13 protein-coding genes are annotated in these 18,879 nt (G+C 52.2%); 8 read left to right on the top strand and 5 right to left on the bottom strand.

Translation table 11 applies throughout. The features are described from left to right. Positions 1 to 54 precede the first annotated feature (54 nt). The 5 genes from J2Y43_RS13220 to J2Y43_RS13200 all read right to left on the bottom strand — a co-directional run bounded on the left by J2Y43_RS13220 (position 55) and on the right by J2Y43_RS13200 (position 8,844). On the bottom strand, positions 55 to 1,773 hold the full coding sequence (locus tag J2Y43_RS13220; RefSeq protein ID WP_309983256.1) for a RagB/SusD family nutrient uptake outer membrane protein: 1,719 nt from the start codon (positions 1,771 to 1,773) through the stop codon (positions 55 to 57). Positions 1,774 to 1,783: 10 nt separating this feature from the next. Next, positions 1,784 to 5,359 carry a TonB-dependent receptor gene (locus tag J2Y43_RS13215; RefSeq protein WP_309983254.1) on the bottom strand — a complete coding sequence of 1,192 codons (3,576 nt, stop codon included), beginning with the start codon at positions 5,357 to 5,359 and terminating at the stop codon, positions 1,784 to 1,786. Between the two features lie 241 nt (positions 5,360 to 5,600). Continuing rightward, entirely contained in the window at positions 5,601 to 6,686 is a 1,086-nt protein-coding gene (locus J2Y43_RS13210; RefSeq protein ID WP_309983252.1) for a FecR domain-containing protein, read from the bottom strand. Between the two features lie 107 nt (positions 6,687 to 6,793). Then, entirely contained in the window at positions 6,794 to 7,366 is a 573-nt protein-coding gene (locus J2Y43_RS13205; protein ID WP_309983250.1) for a sigma-70 family RNA polymerase sigma factor, read from the bottom strand. Positions 7,367 to 7,476: 110 nt separating this feature from the next. Further along, positions 7,477 to 8,844, bottom strand: a complete 1,368-nt coding sequence (locus tag J2Y43_RS13200) for a glycoside hydrolase family 140 protein (RefSeq protein WP_309983246.1) — start codon at positions 8,842 to 8,844, stop codon at positions 7,477 to 7,479. Positions 8,845 to 9,362: 518 nt separating this feature from the next. On the opposite strand from J2Y43_RS13200, the gene J2Y43_RS13195 reads away from it, so the two are divergent. From J2Y43_RS13195 to J2Y43_RS13160, 8 genes are all read left to right on the top strand, one after another. Next, complete coding sequence (locus tag J2Y43_RS13195; RefSeq protein ID WP_309983244.1) at positions 9,363 to 9,872, top strand: tail fiber protein; 510 nt, start codon at positions 9,363 to 9,365, stop codon at positions 9,870 to 9,872. A gap of 43 nt (positions 9,873 to 9,915) precedes the next feature. Next, the gene (locus tag J2Y43_RS13190; RefSeq protein WP_309983242.1) at positions 9,916 to 10,431 is read left to right on the top strand and encodes a tail fiber protein; all 516 of its coding nucleotides are present in this window, start codon (positions 9,916 to 9,918) and stop codon (positions 10,429 to 10,431) included. 47 nt (positions 10,432 to 10,478) lie between these two features. Beyond that, entirely contained in the window at positions 10,479 to 11,000 is a 522-nt protein-coding gene (locus tag J2Y43_RS13185) for a tail fiber protein (protein WP_309983240.1), read from the top strand. Between the two features lie 44 nt (positions 11,001 to 11,044). Next, a complete protein-coding gene (locus J2Y43_RS13180) occupies positions 11,045 to 11,548 on the top strand; it encodes a GNAT family N-acetyltransferase (protein WP_309983238.1) in 504 nt (167 codons plus the stop codon). Next, positions 11,530 to 11,838, top strand: coding sequence for a DUF6916 family protein (locus tag J2Y43_RS13175; protein WP_309983236.1), 309 nt, complete (start codon positions 11,530 to 11,532; stop codon positions 11,836 to 11,838). The genes J2Y43_RS13180 and J2Y43_RS13175 overlap by 19 nt, the downstream gene beginning before the upstream one ends. A 65-nt stretch (positions 11,839 to 11,903) precedes the next feature. Continuing rightward, positions 11,904 to 16,904 carry an Ig-like domain-containing protein gene (locus tag J2Y43_RS13170; RefSeq protein ID WP_309983233.1) on the top strand — a complete coding sequence of 1,667 codons (5,001 nt, stop codon included), beginning with the start codon at positions 11,904 to 11,906 and terminating at the stop codon, positions 16,902 to 16,904. Between the two features lie 143 nt (positions 16,905 to 17,047). Continuing rightward, positions 17,048 to 18,070 carry a histidine kinase gene (locus tag J2Y43_RS13165; RefSeq protein WP_309983231.1) on the top strand — a complete coding sequence of 341 codons (1,023 nt, stop codon included), beginning with the start codon at positions 17,048 to 17,050 and terminating at the stop codon, positions 18,068 to 18,070. Further along, positions 18,067 to 18,783: a LytTR family DNA-binding domain-containing protein gene (locus J2Y43_RS13160; RefSeq protein WP_309983228.1), complete on the top strand. Its 717-nt coding sequence runs from the start codon at positions 18,067 to 18,069 to the stop codon at positions 18,781 to 18,783. The genes J2Y43_RS13165 and J2Y43_RS13160 overlap by 4 nt, the downstream gene beginning before the upstream one ends. Positions 18,784 to 18,879: the final 96 nt, after the last annotated feature.

The following is an 18,879-nucleotide window of genomic DNA, read 5'->3' as shown; positions in this document are numbered from 1 at the left end:
CTAATTTAATCATTTGCCGTCGACTTAAGTCGACGGCAGAAGGATTATATTGTGTTAATAGCCAGGATTTTGTGTTAATGTGGCTTTGCCATTTTTGGTGCTATATACAATGGCTTGCTGGGGGATGGGATAGTATTGGTGCCGTTCTTCGAATTTGGCGCCGCTGAGATAGGTGCGGAGATTTTTTTCCTTTTCGAGATAAGTATTCAATACCTGGACGGCTATTCCCCATCGGACGAGGTCGAAGAATCTATGCCCCTCCATCGCGAATTCGAGTCGCGTCTCGAACCGTACCGCGTCGCGGGCGGCAGCGGCATCTTTCCAGGGCTCACTGTAAAGTCCTACCTCGTAATTAGCAGCTGCTTTACCAGCGTCCGTTTTCACAAAACCATCCGGATTGGCAGCGCGTTTACGAATCATGTTTACGTATTCGCGTGCTTTTTCCAGGTTGCCCAACTCCACTTCGCATTCGGCCAGCCAAAGGAGCACGTGATCGTAACGGATCAGCCGGTAGTTGTTGGTACTGAGGCGCGGGTTGCCCGTTTTCCCGGACTCGGCCTTGCTCACGATCTGCTTTTTGGAGGAATACGGCCCTGCATACGATTGGTCCCGAATCCAGAACCGGCCCGGATGTAGGCCCCAATCGATGTACGGAATGCCCCTGCGGCCGAGTGTCCAGTCCACGCGGGAATCGAGGCGGCCGGTGTAAGGCTCAAACGGTGCCGAAGAAAGCAGCCCTTCGTCATTCTTGACATTCTCTTCGTTGAACGTCTTGATCATCGGCAAACCCTTTTCGTCTGTTTTGTAGGCATTCACCAGGTTTTGGGATGCCTGGAAAAAGCCGCAGCAACCGCCGGGGCCGTTCGGGTACATATAAGTAAGCTCGTCGCCCGCATTCCCACCCGAGCCGTCGGCCGCCGTCACGGTATATTGTACCTCAAAAACCGATTCGGCATTATTCCGGGTCTCGGCCGCGAAATTGTCATGAAAACGTTCCATCAGCTTGTACTTTCCGCTGTTCACCACTTGCAGCAATGCTTCTTTTGCCGCTGTAAGATGTTGCACATTCGGCTGGCCTTTCGGAAATCCCTGAAACATATGGCATTTACCGAGGTAAGCATAGGCCGCATTTTTGGTCGGCCGTCCGGGATCGGCTTGCGATACCGGCAGGTTTTCAGCCGCGAATTTGAAATCCGCTTCGATCTTCGGCCAGGCGTCTTCGGTATTGGGCAGCAGCACGCTTTCCGGGTTTTCGGGATCCCAGGTCTGCTCGTCGAGATAGGAAATGTTGCCCCACATTTTCTTGGCCTCGAAATGATAATGCCCCCGCAGAAACCGGGCTTCGGCCGTAATCTGCGTTTTCCGCTGGTCGGAAAGGCCCTGTACCTTCGGCAGCGATCTCAAAACATCGTTCGTGCGCGCGATGCCGTCGTACAGCGTGCGCCATTTACCATAAATGTGGGTATTGGTCGAAAGCCATACGTAGCGTTCGAGGAACGTCTGTTCGGGCTGGTCGCCGGCGTCGGAACCTTTGTAGGCATCATCGGAAACGACGCTACCGAAAATCCAGTTGGAAACCGCACCGTGCCAGGAGGTAACGCCGCTGGTACCAATGCCGTCGAGCAGCGCGTATGCCCCCACGAGAGCGCCCTCGATGCCCGCCGTGGTGAGGATAATATCAGGACTATATTGCCCTTGAGGCCTTTTTTCGAGAAAATCGTCGCCGCATGAGGTCGCGAACAGCAGGAGCACCGGTATGAATATCTTTTTCATGGTATTGATTTTAAAAGCCGAGACTGATACCTACAATGAATGCCTTGGGCGTCGGATAAACGCCTTCGTCCACGCCGATCTGGCGATCGGAACCGCTGTTGAAGTTGCGGAGATTGATTTCGGGATCTAAGCCGGTGTATTTCGTGAAAGTCAGCAGGTTTTGTCCCTGGATATAAACCCGCAGGTGGTCGGCTCCGATTTTGGACAAAACCGATTTCGGCAAGGTGTATCCAAGCTGAATATTCTTGAATCGCAGGTAAGAACCGTTCTCCACAAAATAGGTCGAAGGCTCGCCGCTCTGGGCGTCGTTCGCATCGAGGATAGGGAGTTTGGCATCAGGATTATCAGGCCGCCATGAGTCGTAGAGCATTCTTTTGGAACGGTTACCCTGAAAAACTTCGAAGTCGGTCCAGTAGCGCACATGGTTGAAAATGTCATTCCCCTGCACGCCCTGCGCGAAAATGGCGAGGTCAAAGCCCTTGTAACCCACATTCACATTGAGACCATAGGTAAAATCAGGGTGCGGATTACCGATGTAGGTCTGGTCCTGCGCATTGATCACGCCGTCGCCATTCACATCACGGTATTTGAATTTGCCCACTCCCTGGGTGCGCTTGCCGTCGATGTAAATATTGGAATCATAGTACCCCGGGAACCTGGCGTGATTTTGTACTTCTTCCTCATTCTGCATGATACCGTCAATAATATAACCATAGAAAGAGGAGATCGGCCGGCCGGCAATGGAGCGCGTTACCGCGGGGGTACGCAGCGAGAAGCCGGGCAGGAAGTCGTCAGGGTTTTGCGGGTCGAGCGCGATGATTTTGTTACGGTAAGTCGAGAAATTGACCCCAATGCTGTAAGTAAGCTGTCCGTCCAATGCGTGGTCCTGGTAGTTCAGGGCGAGGTCTACGCCCCGGTTCTGCATGGAAGCGATGTTCTGGGCAGGAATGGCGGCATCGCCCAGGCGCGGATCGTAGGCTTTGGTGTACAACAAATCCTTCGTTTGCCGGTCGAAAACATCGAGGCTCAGGTCAAATTTGCCTTTGAACAAATTGGCGTCGACACCCACATTGACCGTCGTGGTAGTCTCCCATTTGGCATTCGGATTCCCGAAACGGCCGAGGTCAAAACCCTGCATATAGCCGATCGGACTGCTGCCGAGCCCGTACCCGCTGCTGTTCGGATTGCTCTGATAAGTGGAATAAGCATTAAAATCCCCGATTTCCTGATTACCCGTCTGCCCCCAGCCCGCGCGGACCTTCAAATCACTCACAAAATCGACACCCGACATAAAGCTTTCCTTCGAAATGCGCCAGCCCACGCTCGCAGCCGGAAATGTGGCGTAGCGCGACGCTGCCTGGAAGCGCGAGGAAGCATCGCGGCGCAAGGTGGCTTGGAGCAGGTATTTGTCGTCGAATGCGTAATCTACGCGTCCGAAATACGAGAACAACGACCAGGACGACGACGCATAGCCGCTGTTGGTGGCCGTAGCCGGGTTACCGGCGTCGATGTACCGCAAATCGATATTGTTGGAGAAAAAGCCCTGGCGATAAGCGTTCACAAAATCGCCGAAAGAATCAATAGATTCCAGCCCGACGAACGCATTCAAATGGTGCGCCTCTCCGAATGTTTTATCATAAGTTAGGGTGTTGGTCCACGTCCAGGAGTAGCCGTAGCCCCGGTTTTCGCTCAGGCTGTTCACATTAGTGCCGTGCGCCAGTTCGATTTCAACCGGCGTGTAATACTTCCCGGCGGATGCGGTCAGGTCCAATCCGAAACTGGTTTTAGCCGTCAGGTTTTTCAGAATATCCAACTCCGCATACGCATTGCCGAACAGCCGAAGGTCTTTATAACCATTATCCTTGTTGCGCACGAGCTGGCCCACGGGGTTATTCGCATTTCCGAGGTTACTGCCGAGCGTACCTGCGAAATTGCCGCCGATATCGTACACCGGGATGATCGGCTGCGCGCGGTAGGTATTCGAAACCTGGCTCGTTTCGCTGTTGTTGCCGTAGTTACCCTGGCGCCTTCCGTAGGCAACCTGCAAATTCTCCCCTATCCGCAGTTTCTTTTTAATGGTAAACTCGGTATTCGCCCGCACCGAGTAGCGTTTGTAGCCATTGTAAAGCAAAATACCCGTCTGGTTGAAGTAATTAGCCGAAAACGAATACCGGCTCACCTCCGACCCACCCGAAACGCCCAGCTGGTAATTCTGAATAGGCGCGTCGTCGAAAACCTCACGCATCCAGTCGGTACCCTGTTTGTTGGCTTTCGTAATGGAGAATTTGGTTTTGCCAAACTGCGGGTCGGTATAGCGGTCGTAGCTGTAATTGGCCGGATTCACCCGCGGATCGCCTTCGGAAGCACCGTCGGGAATGATGTAATCCGGGATAACCGGCGTGGGTCCGTTACCGTATTGGGAATGCTCGGGGTTACCTGTCTTGGGGTTCACCACATTCGCATTCTTCTTGCTCTGCCAAAGGTATTCTCCGTATTCCTTCGTATTGAGCAGATCCATCGTTTTGGCCAGCTTTTGCACCCCGAAATAGGCATCGAAAGTCAACTTGGGCACGCCGGATTTGCCCCTTTTGGTGGTAATGATCACCACGCCGTTCGCTGCACGTGAGCCATAAATCGAGGCCGACGATGCATCCTTTAATATCTGTATCGACTCAATATCATTCTGATTGATCGTATTGAGGTTCCCTTTCGTAGGCACGCCGTCGATAATGTAAAGCGGATCATTGTTCCCAAGCGTCCCATACCCGCGCACACGTACGGCCACACCCCCGCCCGGCGTATTATCCGTGCCCACGGTCACGCCCGCGGCACGCCCTTGCAACTGCTGCGCGAGGTTGGTAGCCGGCACCGAAAGCAGCTTTTCGGCATCGATCACGCTCACCGAGCCGGTAATGTCCCTACGCGACTGCGTGGTGTAACCCGTCACCACGACCTCGCTCAATGCTTTAATGTCCGGATCGAGCGCGACGTTGATCACCGAGCGGTTCACGACCGGGATTTCCTGCGACACATAGCCGACAAAACTAAATACCAGCACCGCCTTATCATCAGGTACGACGAGTTCGAAGCTCCCGTCACCACCGGTGATGGCCCCCTGCTGCGTACCTTTCACCACCACGCTCACGCCGGGCAGCGCTTCCTTGTTGTCAGAGCCGGTAACCTTGCCTTTCACGCCGATATCCACCTGGTGCAGGTACGGCAACGGTACAGGTTCGAGCAGCTTCGGGGAATTGGAAAACGACTCATCGGGTTTGCGGACCAGGATAATGTAGTTACCCGACACCGAATAATGGATTTGCAATGGCGCCAACAGCTCCTTCAACACCTTGCTGAGCTTCTGGTTAGAAGCTTCTACGGTCACTTTCTGGTTTGAAATCAGGGACGGAATGTATGAAAACTTGACTTTGGCATTCTTTTCAAGCGTCGTCAGCACCTGTTTGAGGTCTTGCTGCCTGACTTGAAGCGTGACCTCCCGGTTCAGGATTTCCTGCGCCACGCCGTCGTTGGCAAGGGCCAGGCTCTGAAAGAAGAGGGACACCAGAAATGGTATGCATGTAACTTTCATCGCAGCTACCAAATATTTAAATGGTAAACTATTTTTTTTCATACTTTTACGATGGTTTTTGGGTGTTCACAAACGACAAAGACCTTCCTCTCTCCCATTTTGGGAGATTTAAGTTTCGCTTAAAATCCGGGGAATTTTCAAAGCCGGAAACGCTGGACCCGTTCCCGGCTTTTTGCTTTCTACAATCGGTGTTCAATCATATGTTAAGGGTTTAGGATGAGTAGGTAGGTAAAATTGAATGCTATCTGCAACCTTCGCTCGAAATAACAACCTGGCCGTCGCTCACGCGGTAGGCCGCTCCGAGGGTTTGCGTGATGATGTCGAGTTTGGTGAAAAAAGGCTCATTACTCAGCTCCACACGTAGCGAACACTTCTCCATCACCGTCGCGTCATACACGATCGGGATGCCGTACACTTTCTCCAAGGCAGAGAATACCTTGCTGACGGGCTGATTTTCAAACACGAACCCGGCTTCGGAATCGGGCTTGATGAGTTCGAGCGGCATATTGGTGATGGATTTGGAAACCACATTGTCCTTCACCGAAAATATCGCTTGCTGGTTGGGCGTCAGAAGCAGTTCGGTACTGCGGTCGGTGGGATTGTCAATGTCTTTCAAAGGCAAAACCGATACCCTCCCGCTCCTTACCAGCACTTCTACGTTCGTATCGGTGGTTTTAACCAAAAAACTGGTCCCCAGCACCCTCGTTACCAACCCATTGGCATATACAAAAAACGGGTTCTGCGGGTCCTTCGTCACATCGAAAAATGCCTGGCCGGACAGGAAGACCTCTCTCTTTTTGTCATGGATAAAATCGGCCGCGTAGCTGATCCTGCCCGCGGGTGCGAGGCTCACTTGACTGCCGTCCGGCAACCCGACCCGCATTGCCTTGCCTGTCCTGTTGACCACCTCCTGCAACTCCTTCGACGACCCCGGCACGTAGGCCATCCGGCGGCCCTCTCTACTTTCTGTTTGCTCAGTTTTCCACCAAAAAGCAGCGCCCAGGCCCGCTACCAGCGTTACCACCGCAGCGACGGAAAGCCATTTTCGCCATAGTACGCTTTGCACCGGCTCTTCGGCGCCCGCTTGTGTCGTATGCAGGATGCGCTGTACCTGGTCTTCGAGCTGCTGGTCGGTCACAATGGCGGCATGTGCGCGCCAGGTCGTGATCAGTTCCCGGGCTTGCTGCATAATCACTTTTTTATCGGGATAGAGGCGTACGATCTCGTCCCAAAGCCCCTCCGTTGCGTCGGCTTCACCAACTACCCACCGGCGGAAACTGTCGTCTTGCAGGAAGTCTTCCAGATCGTAATCTTTATAATATTTCATAACAAAACACCATTTGGTGTGTTTACAGGGAGGATAATCGGCAAATGCGGAAATCATCACCGAAAAAAGTGAAAAAAACTTTCGATGAACTATTAACTAACTAATAATCAATACAATAAAATAGCTAAAAAAGAAGGCAAAATGGTGTGCCATTTGTCCCGGAAAAGCCGTAATGCTTGCGAAAGCAGGTTCGCCACGGCAGGTCGCGAAATATCGAGCACCTCGGCGATCTGCTCGTGTGAGAGGCTTTCGAAGAATTTGAGGTGGATGATTTCACGCTGGCGGGGTGTCAGCGAATGCAGCACCGTCCCGATTTGCTGCTTGCGGCGTTCGTCGGTTTCGGTCGAAATCAGGCGGCTTTCGATGTCTTCCTCCGCGTGGCGGCCTTCGTGCCAACTTTCAAACGGGGTAAGGGCATGCGTCCGCTCAATCTCTTTAAGCAGCCGGTTCCGAAGGCTTTTCAGCAGGTAAGGCCGGATTTTGTCGGTATCGGCCAGGAAACGGCGGCGGTCCCAAAGCGAGGCAAAAAGATCGTGGATGCAATCATTCAGCGTATCGCGGTCGTGGATGAAACGCGAGCCATATTCAAACAGCGCACGAAACTCTCCCCGGATCATGGCTTCAAAAACGGCTGCATCGCCGTCTTTGAATTTCTTCCAACGTTCGAGGTCCTGCTCCATCGGTCAGCCAGTGTACAAAATGAATGCTGTGAATGATCGAATTTCTTTATTAAGTAAAATTTTAACCCGACTTACTCCAATGCGACCATTCACCATCACGTGAAATACCGTCAGGGCTTCTTGTACCCCTGCGCCGCATCGTCTATCACCAGCACCCAGTCGTGCCCGTAGCCGGATGTAGGCGGGATGAATTTATTGACCGTCTTATTATCAAACTTGCCGGCGTCCCGCACTTTGCCATTCCTCGGGTCGTACCAGAATGCTTCCAGGTTCGTGCCGGATATTTTGCCGGGGTTCACCGAGAAGGGTTTTCCGGACGCCGTATATACAAACAGGTAATCTTTCCCACGCGTCGCCTGCACACGCTCGGGCGCGGGCAAGGCGTTTTCAATCACGATCGACTGGTCGGGAACGCGGTCCGTGATCGGACGGGACTCCATCAGCCTCCGTACATACTTCATTTCCAAGGCGCCCGGCAGGTCGAGGGCCTGCTGCCAGAAAATATGCGGACCATTCACCGCCTCGCGGTTGGGCGAATACATCTGCCATATGTCGTGACATCCGTACGTATGCCCGAAAGCGCCCGCGAAGAGATCGAGGTAAGCCGATTTCCGAACGTCGTATGCGCTTGACGTGCCATTTTCCCTTGCATTAAAACACACCGGGTGATCCTCGTAAATGGGCTCCGCATCAATAACCGGCTTCACGACCGTGCGGTTGTAAGAGCGCTGAATGTTGTCGTAAACCGGCGAATCCCGGCAGTGGCCGGTCTGGAACATGTTGAAATCGAACCACTCGTCGTCGTGGAACCACTCGCTGGAACCTTCCTTGTTCGGCTGAGGGTGATAGGTCATCAAAGCCTTGTCGTGCCCTCCCACTCCTTCGGCAATGCCGGCAGCCATGGCTCGCCAGATTTCCACGTCGCGGCTGTCTTTGCGGGGCTGCCGGTCACCGCCGAGCACCCATATCACATTTGGCTTGGCCTTGTAGCGGTTACCGAGCCATTTTCCATAGGTTTTTGCATTGTTTTCATTAAAAATCTCCGGCCCCTTACCCCAGGTATTTTTAAACACTTTATCGCCCCAGGTCGGCAAAAAAGCGATGGTTAAGCCATAGCTCGCCGCTTTGTCGATAATGTAATCGACGTGCTTGAAGTAGTTCTCGTTCGGCTGCGTGGGATCGTTGTTGACCAGCGGTTTTTCACCATAAGGATTCGGCTCGCCCAGCCCATCGAATTCAGCCAAAGCCACTGCTTGAATGACGGTAAAGCCCTGCTCAGCACGTTTTTGGAGGTAATAATCGGCGTCGGAGCGGTCGAGCCGGTGAAAAAGCTCCCAGGCAGTGTCGCCAAGCCAGAAAAAAGGCTTACCTTCTCTGAGTAAAAACCGTTTGTTTCCACTTATCGTATAGTGTTGCGCGCGTACACCCGCGAGCGAGCAGCAGAGCACTGCCAGAATCAGGAGCTTGTTTGGTTTCATGGGTACCGGATTAACTACGTATCGTCAATCCATAAAGCTGAGACCTGTCGATTCTTAACATTCAGAGCGTGAATAATCTAACAAATAAGTGAGGCTCTTATTTTCATCGAAATCCATTTTAGGGAATTAAGCCGTTCGATTTTTTTTTCGACCGGAGGGTAATTTCAAGAACCTCATATTCAATATTTTAATGCAACTAGTTACCGGCTTTTTATATCATTATACGTAGAATAATTATTACCGTTTAGTAATTTATTTCCTCGAAATGGCGATATATCACTAATATTGAAGTACTATTTTTACATAACCTGAACCAAACGCACCTCCCTATGAAAATAACTTCTACATCTTCCGCTGTTGACATTGCCGTTTTCCGGGTATCCTCCTAATCAGGACAGGTACAAACCGGTCAATACTGCTCATCAACACTCATTTCGACTGCACTTCATCGATACTGCCGGTAACCGGCAGTGAAACGTCAATATTTACATTATCCATTCTTTAACCCATTTCATTCTATGGCTGAACCATTTCTATCTGAGATCCGGATGGTGAGTTTCAATTTCGCGCCGAAAGGCTGGGCGCTTGCCAATGGGCAATTTCTCCCTATCAATCAAAATCAGGCGCTGTTCTCGTTGCTCGGCACTACTTACGGGGGGAACGGACAAACCACCTTTGCGCTGCCGGACTTTCGCGGCAGAGTACCCATTCACATGGGCAACGGCCATACCCTCGGCGAAGCCGCAGGAGCCGAGGCCGTAACAATTAACACGCAGCAATTGCCGGCGCACACCCATTTTCTGACTGCTATCGACAACAACAGCGGCAACAACAACAACCCGATTGGTAACTACCTTTCCAATTCGGCGCCCAACAACCTTTACTCCAACAACGTGAGTACTCCGGTGACTCTGAACCCGGCCACCGTATCGAATGTAGGAGGCAGCCAGCCGCATACGAATATACAACCGTACCTGGCACTCATTTTCATCATTGCATTACAGGGAATTTTTCCAAGCAGAAATTAAGTACCAGGTCAATTTTTGTATCAACCCAAAACTTTTGAAATAAATGGGACAACCATATATTGGAGAAATCAGAATGTTCGCCGGGAACTTCGCTCCTGTCGGATGGGCTTTCTGTGACGGCCAAACGCTTCCTATATCTGAAAATGACGCGCTCTTCACGCTGATCGGTACTACTTATGGTGGCGACGGCCAAGAAACTTTCAATCTGCCCGATCTGCGTGGGCGGCTTCCCCTGCACTCGGGTACCGGGAAATTCGGAACGACCTATCAGATCGGCGAGAAGGCGGGGGTTGAAAGTGTTACCCTGAGCACCCAGCAGATTCCTTCCCACAATCACCTGATTGTTGCAAACAATGACATTGCCAACTCACCGAGCCCGAAAGATACGGTACTCGGGGTATCCAGCTCAACATTTGTTTTCCTTGCTGATGCCCCTTCCGAGCCGATGAAAACCGCTCTGAGTCCTTCCGGCGGCAGCCAACCGCACGAGAATACACAGCCTTTCCTGTGTGTGAGTTTCATCATTTCATTATTCGGCGTCTTTCCGTCGCAAAGCTAGGCTCACTCGACCGGCAATTGTAGAACCTCAAAACACATTCAATCATCATGGCAGATCAATTCGTAGCAGAAATAAGAATATTCCCCTTTAATTTCCCTCCGACCGGCTGGGCGTTTTGCGATGGACAAATTATGCCCATTTCCCAGAACACCGCGCTGTTTGCATTGCTGGGAACGACTTACGGGGGTGATGGCAAATCGACCTTCGCACTTCCCGACCTGCAAGGTTCGGCGCCGATGCACCCGGGGGATGGCCCCGGGCTCTCCCAACGCTTTCTCGGTGAGCAGTCGGGCGTAGAAAGTCTAACGCTCCTTGTATCCGAGATACCCTCGCACTCGCATGCCATTAACGCCGTGGGTGCTTTGGCGGATGCAAAGGGGCCAAAAGACAATGCTTTCGCCGTTTCCCAGAATGGTAACGTATTTACGGCCGGCCCCAGCCCACAGGTGATGATGTCTCCGAACTTACTCTCGGTCACCGGTGGTACTTTGCCGCATAACAACATGATGCCTTATCTGACGGTCAATTTCTGCATTGCCTTGCAGGGCATTTTCCCGGCGAGAGGCTAGTAAAAGACCCGGAGTAGTACTGTTTAAATTTTTTCTGATTATTGATGAAGTTAAAGCTTACCGACCCCAACCTGCGGCTGCGGCCCATTCAGTCCGCCGACATGGATAAACTGCTGGAAATTTATGGCAGCACAAGGGAAAAAGAAATGGAAAGGGTTCCGCACTGGTCCGACCTCATGAAAAAAGAGTTTATCGCCAGCCAGTTTCGGGCACAGCATGAATACTATCAGAAAAACTATATCGGTGCTGATTTCTGGGTTATTGAAAAGAACAACAAAACGATCGGAAGACTTTACTTCCAGGAAGATCACCAGGGACAGGGTATGCGGATCATTGACATCAGTATCCTGCCGGAGTACCGCAACCAGGGAATCGGCCGGGGTATTTTTGAAGATCTCCTCGGAAAAGCGGCGGCGCTCGATCGTCCGCTCACGATCCATGTCGAGAGTTTCAATCCCGCCAAGAATCTGTATACCCGCCTTGGATTTAGAACAATTAGTGAAACCAATGGAATTTATCATTTAATGGAATGGAAGCATACGATTTAAGCCAGATCACATCCTCGGATTTTACACCTAATTTGGAACAGCCGGTTGACATCCATTTCGCAGAAAACATTGTAGTGCAAGCAGTTGTAACCGGCGTAACGGAACTAAACGGCTACACCCCGTTGGAAAGAAAATCGTTCTCGATCGAGCTTCAAACGACCGGTGACCGTAAGCCCCGCGACCAGGGCATTTACAGAATTATCCATCCGAACGGCAAGTTCATGGACGTGTTTATGGTCCCCGTCGCGCTCGATGCAGAAGGAATGCGCTACGAAGTGGTCTTTTCGTAAACCTGAATTTTAGAACTGAATACGAGATGAATATTGAGCCTATGATTGCTTAACAAACTAAAACTATGAAAAACTTATACGCATACCTGGCAGGCGTTGCCCTGCTCGCGTCGGGCGTTGAAATCGTCACCAGATTAGCCGACGCCCCGGCCGTCTCCAAGGAATGGACCGTCCGAAAGGAGGACCGGTCTATCCAAAAACAGAAAGAACGGGTGCCATTTGCCCGCGCCCGCAAAAAAGCGGGAACCAAAGCATTTCTCGCACCGAGCATCACCGCTACGAATACGTACGCAATCACCAACAATGTCGGCCCTGCCGGAGCTTCTGCTGGTGACGAGCTGGAATACACCGTCACCATCACCAACGGCGGACCCGACCCTGCCACCGCGACGGTGTTCACCGAACAGATCGACGCCAATACGACACTGGTACCAGGCTCGGTAAAGGCAAGCCCCATCGCGCAAAACGACTCCTACACGACCATTGGAAACGTCGGGATCAATATCCCTTCGGGCACGGGTCTGTTTGCGAATGATATAAGCCCGAACGGCACAGCCATAAGCCTGAACGGTTCGACAACCATCACCTCGACAAACGGCGGTACGGCCACCGTCGACGCCACAACCGGCGCATTCACCTATGAGCCGGTCGCTGGTTTCTCCGGTAATGACACTTTTACCTACGAGATTCAAAACGGCTCTGGCATGACGTCTACCGCTACGGTTACGATTACCGTGGGAAGTGCAACCACTATGATCTGGTTTATCAATTCCGGCGCGGCTGCGGGCGGTACCGGCACATTGAGCAAGCCATTCAACACGATCGCCGCTTTCGAGGCAATCAATGACGGAGTAGGGCTACACCCTAAAAACGGGCAAGTTGTGTTCATTTATTCCGGGTCATACACCGGTCCGCTTACCTTGCGGAATGACCAGAAACTGCTTGGACAAGGTTCAACGGAGTCGATTCTCAGCTTTACGGGCTTCTCCCAGCCAGACGGCACCAACCAGCTTCCGGCTACTACCGGAACCGATGCCGGCAGACCTTCGATCACTACCACATCCGGCACGCTCAATGCGATCAATCTCGGGACCACCAACAGCATCAAGGGGGTGAACATAGGAAATACCACCGGTACCAAAATTTCCGGATCAGCAGCCGGTACATTTACAGCGACAGAAATGGCTTTATCCGGTAGCGGTAGCGCTCTGAACCTGTCAAACAAAACATTAGCAGCCAGTTTCTCCAGTGTATCGAGCTCCTCTGCCACAAATGGCGTCAGCCCGATCAAGATCTCGGCCAGTACCGGGTCGCTCACGATACCGGCTGGTAGTATTTCGGCATCATCGGTGCCAGCCATCGACATCGTCGGCGCCAGCGTCGCCAATAAAGTTGCCCTTAACATCACATTGACATCCGTATCGGCCAACGGAGGTAACAAAGGTATGGCGCTTGCAAATGCTACCGGTTCCTTCACGATCAACGGTACCGGAACAACAGGCGGGTCAGGCGGAACGATCCAGAACATTGCCAACCGCGGGATCGAACTGACCGACGTTCAGAGTATCACCATTAAGAACATGAACCTGACGAACGCCAACACAGCCGAAGGTGCTGTAACTTCCAACACCGACAATTCCAATGCCAACGCGGCGATTCATGGATCGAATGTGGCCGGCCTTACGCTGGATCGCATTGTGGTAAGCGGAACGGTGGTCCAAATGGGGATTAACCTCCGGGGAGGCAGCAACTTCAACCTCACCAATAGTACGATCAATCAATCGGGCTCCGCAACGATTGTCGAAGAAGGCAATATCTACGCGATGAACGTAGGCGGTACGAACTCGATCGTGAATTCCACGTTGAAAAACGCAGGCGGACGGTCAGCTTATTTCAGAAACAACAACGTCAATATGACGAGGCTGAATGTAACTAATTCGTCATTCCAAGATCCGGGCGGCGCTGCCTGTTTGCTATTTGAAGGGGCAGGCAACTCTGTTATGAGTCTCAAAATTCAGACTAGCTGTCAGTTTCTGAGACCGGTCACAACGGGTATAGAGGTCTTTGCCAACAACACTTCACAGATAGAGGCAGACATCCAGAACGCCACTATCGATATCGGCTCCGGAGACGACCAAGGGAGAGGCATCGACATCTCCGCGTCGGGAACAGCCAGCGTTAAGTTCAATGTAGCAAACAATATCTCGGATTACCTCGGTGGCCCCGGTTTCAACTTCTTCGCCTTCAATCAGGGATATCTTGAAGGAAACGTTACCGGTAATACACTGACCAACAATGGCGATAACGAAGCAACGGAGGGTTCTTTCCAGGGTATCACATTCTCTACCGAAGGAACAACGGCGCGCGGTGTCCTCAAAATAAACAACAACACTATTAACAATTCCCTCAACGGGGTGGGTATTGGTATCCTGCCGGCGTCGACCGGCGGCGCGCTAAGCAGTGTCATCGCCGACAACAATACGGTTACACTTACCGGAAACGGCTTTGCACACGGTCTGTACCTGAACTCCGTAGGCGGCACAGGCAACAATGGCACGCTGTGCGTTAATGTTACCAACAACGACGTAATATTATCGCCTAATTCACCTTTCGCAGCGGGTTACAGAGCCGGTACAGCGGGAACCGTGCTGAACGTGCAGCAAGCAGGAGCATCCGCCTCAGCTGCATGGAACGCAGGCCTCAACACACCTTCTAACTCAGCAACGAAAACCGGCAGCGGTACGGTCAACTATGGCGCCGGAACTTGTCCGTCTCCTTCATTCAGCGGCTTACGTATGGCAGCTATCGAGGAACCAATGGCAGGCAGGCTTTCGGCAGATTCAGTATCAACACCGGCAGCACCGGTACAACAGGCGGCTGCCCAGGCACCGGCTGTAACCGAACCCAAGGCGGAAATCGCACAAGCCGTAACCACTGCGCCGAGCCCGGCACGAACGGAAGCAGCACAGTCCGGTGAAACTGTAACGGTGAATGGCACAGGCGCCGGTTTTACATTACCGGCCAACAAAAACACCATCATCAAGTTCAAGGTGGTAATTGATGCGAATATCCCGGTGTCTGATTGCGAGGTTTCGACACAAGGTACTGTAAGCGGCAGCAATTTTGCCAATGTGCTTACAGATGATCCGAACGCAGCAGGAAGCAGCAACCCGACCGTCACCCCGGTGGTGTCGGTGCCGGTCATCACATTCTGCCCAGGCAACCAGACTTTCTCACCGGATGCAGGAACTTGTACGTCCACACAGACATTTACAGCAACCGCAGACGGATGCCCTGCCCCAACCATTACTTATACAGTCGGCGGCAACCCGATCACATTCCCATACGCATTCCCTGCCGGCGAGACAACCGTACTTGTAACGGCTTCGAATGGCATCGGAACGGCCCCTACCTGCTCGTTCAAAGTAACGGTAACCCCTACCCCGGCTCCGCCGATCACCGACCAGCCTGATGCGGCGACGATCTGTGCAGGCTCCGGCACTTCGTTCACCGTAGCTACTTCGCAGACAGGTGTTACTTACCAATGGCAGAAAAAACTATTCGGCGGCTCATTCGCAAACATTACAACCGGCACAAACCCGACTGCCGATGATCCAACACTGACATTGAGCAACATTCCTGCCAGCGATAACCTTTCGGAATACCGGTGTATCATCACCAACCCTTGTAACAACAGCACTTCCGATGCGGCGGTACTGACCGTGAACCAGATCACCGGTTCGAGCATTGCAGGAACTACTACTGTGAACCAGGGTGCACCGGCGCCAAACGTTACTTTCAGCGCTACCGGCGGTACTTTGCCTTATACGTTCACTTACAAGGTCAATAACGGAACTAACCAGACGGTGAGCACCACCGGCGTGCAAACCAGCGCAACTGTAAGCCAGTCGACTGCTGCCGTGGGCACATTTACCTATGAACTGGTGACGGTGACTGACGCTCAGAACTGTACCTTGACGCCGCCTTCGGCTCAAACGGCCACTGTAACCGTGTCGAACAACCTCACGGCGACGATCTCGGGCAGCACTACTGCCTGCCAGAACGAAACGGCACCTAAGATTACGTTTACGGCTGTGAATGGTATCGCTCCGTTTACATTTACCTACAAAATCAATGGCGGCGGTGACCTGACCGTGTCGACCACGGGTGTGAACACGACAGCGACCGTAGACGTACCGACAGGCACGACGGGATCATTTGTTTACACTTTGACCAATGTAGCCGGCGCGGGCGGCGCTACGACGCCGATCTCCGGACAGACGGCCACTGTGAATGTCAATGAGAAGCCGACCATCGCGCTGACCGGCGCCCAGTACGAATGCCAGTTCGCGGCCAACCCTCAAACGTATACCGTATTCTTCACGGCTACCCCGGGCGCTGTAATCACGACCGACAAGGGTACTGTCAGCGGCAACACGGTTATCAATGTTCCGAGCAAGGAAACGGCAACCATTGTGGCTACCCTGAACGGCTGTTCGGACACGCTCTCTGCTTACAAAGACTGCTCGCTTCCGGTGACATTGATCGATTTCAGCGGTGCGAAAGTTGAAAACACCATTGCATTGAAATGGAACACGGCCGAAGAAACGCACAGCGACCGCTTCGATGTTCAACGCAGCGCCGACGGCAAAAACTGGGCGACTATTGGCACGCAAAAATCGCAAGGCGAGAGCTATTCAGTGGTGAACTACACATTCGTTGACAAAAAACCAGCTCCGGGTGATAACTTCTACCGCCTGAAAATGATCGATACCGATAAGACATTCGCTTACAGTAAGATCATCAAGGTTGGCTACGACGTGCCGGCGCTGAACTCGGAATCGTATCCGAACCCGGTATCCGACGTCCTGAACCTGAGAAGTACGGATTGGAGCCAGGTTAAGGCAGTAGAAATGCACAGCCTGACGGGACTTTCGGTTTACAAATCGGGTAAAAACGTTTCGAAAACCATCGATGTGAAGAGCCTGCCGGTAGGCATGTACATTCTGACGATCACGCACAAGAACGGTGAGGTTATCAACCGGAAAGTGCTTATCAACCGATAATTATGACACCAATGCGTTATTAATGTGTTGTTTAGGTTAACGGTATCAGGCGGGGAGGTTCTCTCCGCCTGATTTTTTTATATCACTGCCCGTTTCTTTTGATTAGCAGGCGATTCGTATAAATTTGGATTTTTACACTTCACATGACATCCTTGAAAGCGCAGCAGAAACGGGAGATTGCAATCCATATCGGCATATGGGTGACCATTCTGCTTCTGCCCTACCTTATATCATCGGCCGACGAAGGATACAGGATCGGCGGGTTACCGGCGGCGTTTTTCGTGCTGGCGGGCCTGATTCACGCGGGGATTTTCTATTTCAATGCTTTTTACCTCTATCCCAAACTGGCCCGCGGCTGGCGCTGGTGGTTATATATTCCCTGCGCGATCGCCGTGATCATGGCCTCCTTTGCCCTCAAATACCAGATTGTAGCCCACTTTTTTCCGGAAGTAGTGCTCCGCAGCGCCGCCGGATTGATATTCGGCCCGTCGGTGTTGGTATTCGCGGCAAGCATTGTGTATCGCCGGGTAAGCGACGGCATTCGCCGGGAACGTGCGCGAAAGGAATACGAGGCGCAGCAATTAGCCGCCGAGCTGAAACTGCTGCGGTCGCAGGTCAATCCGCATTTTCTTTTTAATGTGCTGACAAACATGGTAGCGCTTGCGAGACAACGGTCCGACCAACTTGAAGATGCGCTCCTCCGCCTGGCTGACCTCATGCGTTATATGACGTACGACACGCAGGCGAAACAAGTGACCTTGCAGCAGGAAACGAATTATCTCAAAAGCTATATTGAATTGCAAAAACTGCGCTTTTCGGATGGAATGCGCATTGAACTGGATATTCAAATGGATACGGAGGCCGGCCGCTTGTCGGTAGAACCGATGATCATGATCCCGTTTGTGGAGAATGCATTCAAGCATGGCACCTCACGGCTCGATGAACCTTACATTCTGATCCGCCTCGAAGCCACGAACGGGCTTCTGACGCTAACAGTCACCAATCCGTACGATGCTTACGCGGGCGAAACGAAAGACGGTCATTCGGGCATTGGCCTCGAAAATGTACGCACCCGGTTAAAACTCATTTATCCGGACAAACACACCCTCGCTATCGACGACCGCAACCAAGTTTTCACTGTCACCCTGAACCTGGATTTACGATGATGCGATGCCTCGCCGTTGATGATGAAAAGCTCGTGCTCGACCTCCTTGTCGACAATATCCGGCAGGTGCCCTACCTGACGCTCGTGAAAACCGCGCGCAATGCGATGGAGGCCATTGAGATATTGCAAAACGAGCGCATCGATCTGCTTTTCCTGGACATTCAAATGCCCCGTCTCAGCGGTTTGCAATTTTTGAAAACCCTTCCCGATCCGCCGCTCGTGATCCTGGTAACGGCTTATGACCAATATGCATTGGAAGGTTTCGAACTGAATGTGGTTGATTACCTGCTGAAACCCGTGAGTATGGAGCGCTTTCTGAAAGCCTGCAACCGGGCCCACGAACTGTTCGAACTGAAATACAAAACGCCCGCTATTATACCACCCGCCGCGCTGCCCGATTTCTTCGTGAATGTTGAATACTCGCTGGTGAAAATAGTAGCGGCCGATGTGGCCTGGATCGAGGGATTGAAAGATTATGTCAAGATCTACCTTACCTCCGCCGACAAGCCGGTCATTACCCGAATGACATTCAAGGCATTGGAAGAAAAACTCCCGGAACCGGCATTTGTCCGTACCCATAAGTCCTACCTGGTAGCTGTCCGGAAAATCACCGCGATCAAGCGTGATTTCGTGCTGATCGGCGCCGCCGAAATTCCCGTCAGTGAGCATTACAAAGACAATCTCCGCAAAATACTGAATATCTCGCCCGATTGATCGTCGCAGGATTTGACGGTTTCATCGCAGACATTAACGGTGTGGTCTACTCTCCCTGAAATGCAACAAGGCATACCATAGCTTTGGTCAAAAAAC

It is taken from the genome of Dyadobacter sp. BE31 (assembly GCF_031457695.1).
Classification (GTDB): Bacteria; Bacteroidota; Bacteroidia; order Cytophagales; family Spirosomataceae; genus Dyadobacter.
Note: the sequence above shows the minus strand (reverse complement) of the source record. Positions and strands in the feature narration are given on the sequence as shown.

What these genes read in the sequence shown, in the direction of transcription:
- J2Y43_RS13220 (WP_309983256.1), bottom strand. Translation starts at nt 1,773, where the DNA reads ATGAAAAAGATATTCATACCGGTGCTCCTGCTGTTCGCGACCTCATGC.
- J2Y43_RS13215 (WP_309983254.1), bottom strand. Translation starts at nt 5,359, where the DNA reads ATGAAAGTTACATGCATACCATTTCTGGTGTCCCTCTTCTTTCAGAGC.
- J2Y43_RS13210 (WP_309983252.1), bottom strand. Translation starts at nt 6,686, where the DNA reads ATGAAATATTATAAAGATTACGATCTGGAAGACTTCCTGCAAGACGAC.
- J2Y43_RS13205 (WP_309983250.1), bottom strand. Translation starts at nt 7,366, where the DNA reads ATGGAGCAGGACCTCGAACGTTGGAAGAAATTCAAAGACGGCGATGCA.
- J2Y43_RS13200 (WP_309983246.1), bottom strand. Translation starts at nt 8,844, where the DNA reads ATGAAACCAAACAAGCTCCTGATTCTGGCAGTGCTCTGCTGCTCGCTC.
- J2Y43_RS13195 (WP_309983244.1), top strand. Translation starts at nt 9,363, where the DNA reads ATGGCTGAACCATTTCTATCTGAGATCCGGATGGTGAGTTTCAATTTC.
- J2Y43_RS13190 (WP_309983242.1), top strand. Translation starts at nt 9,916, where the DNA reads ATGGGACAACCATATATTGGAGAAATCAGAATGTTCGCCGGGAACTTC.
- J2Y43_RS13185 (WP_309983240.1), top strand. Translation starts at nt 10,479, where the DNA reads ATGGCAGATCAATTCGTAGCAGAAATAAGAATATTCCCCTTTAATTTC.
- J2Y43_RS13180 (WP_309983238.1), top strand. Translation starts at nt 11,045, where the DNA reads ATGAAGTTAAAGCTTACCGACCCCAACCTGCGGCTGCGGCCCATTCAG.
- J2Y43_RS13175 (WP_309983236.1), top strand. Translation starts at nt 11,530, where the DNA reads ATGGAAGCATACGATTTAAGCCAGATCACATCCTCGGATTTTACACCT.
- J2Y43_RS13170 (WP_309983233.1), top strand. Translation starts at nt 11,904, where the DNA reads ATGAAAAACTTATACGCATACCTGGCAGGCGTTGCCCTGCTCGCGTCG.
- J2Y43_RS13165 (WP_309983231.1), top strand. Translation starts at nt 17,048, where the DNA reads ATGACATCCTTGAAAGCGCAGCAGAAACGGGAGATTGCAATCCATATC.
- J2Y43_RS13160 (WP_309983228.1), top strand. Translation starts at nt 18,067, where the DNA reads ATGATGCGATGCCTCGCCGTTGATGATGAAAAGCTCGTGCTCGACCTC.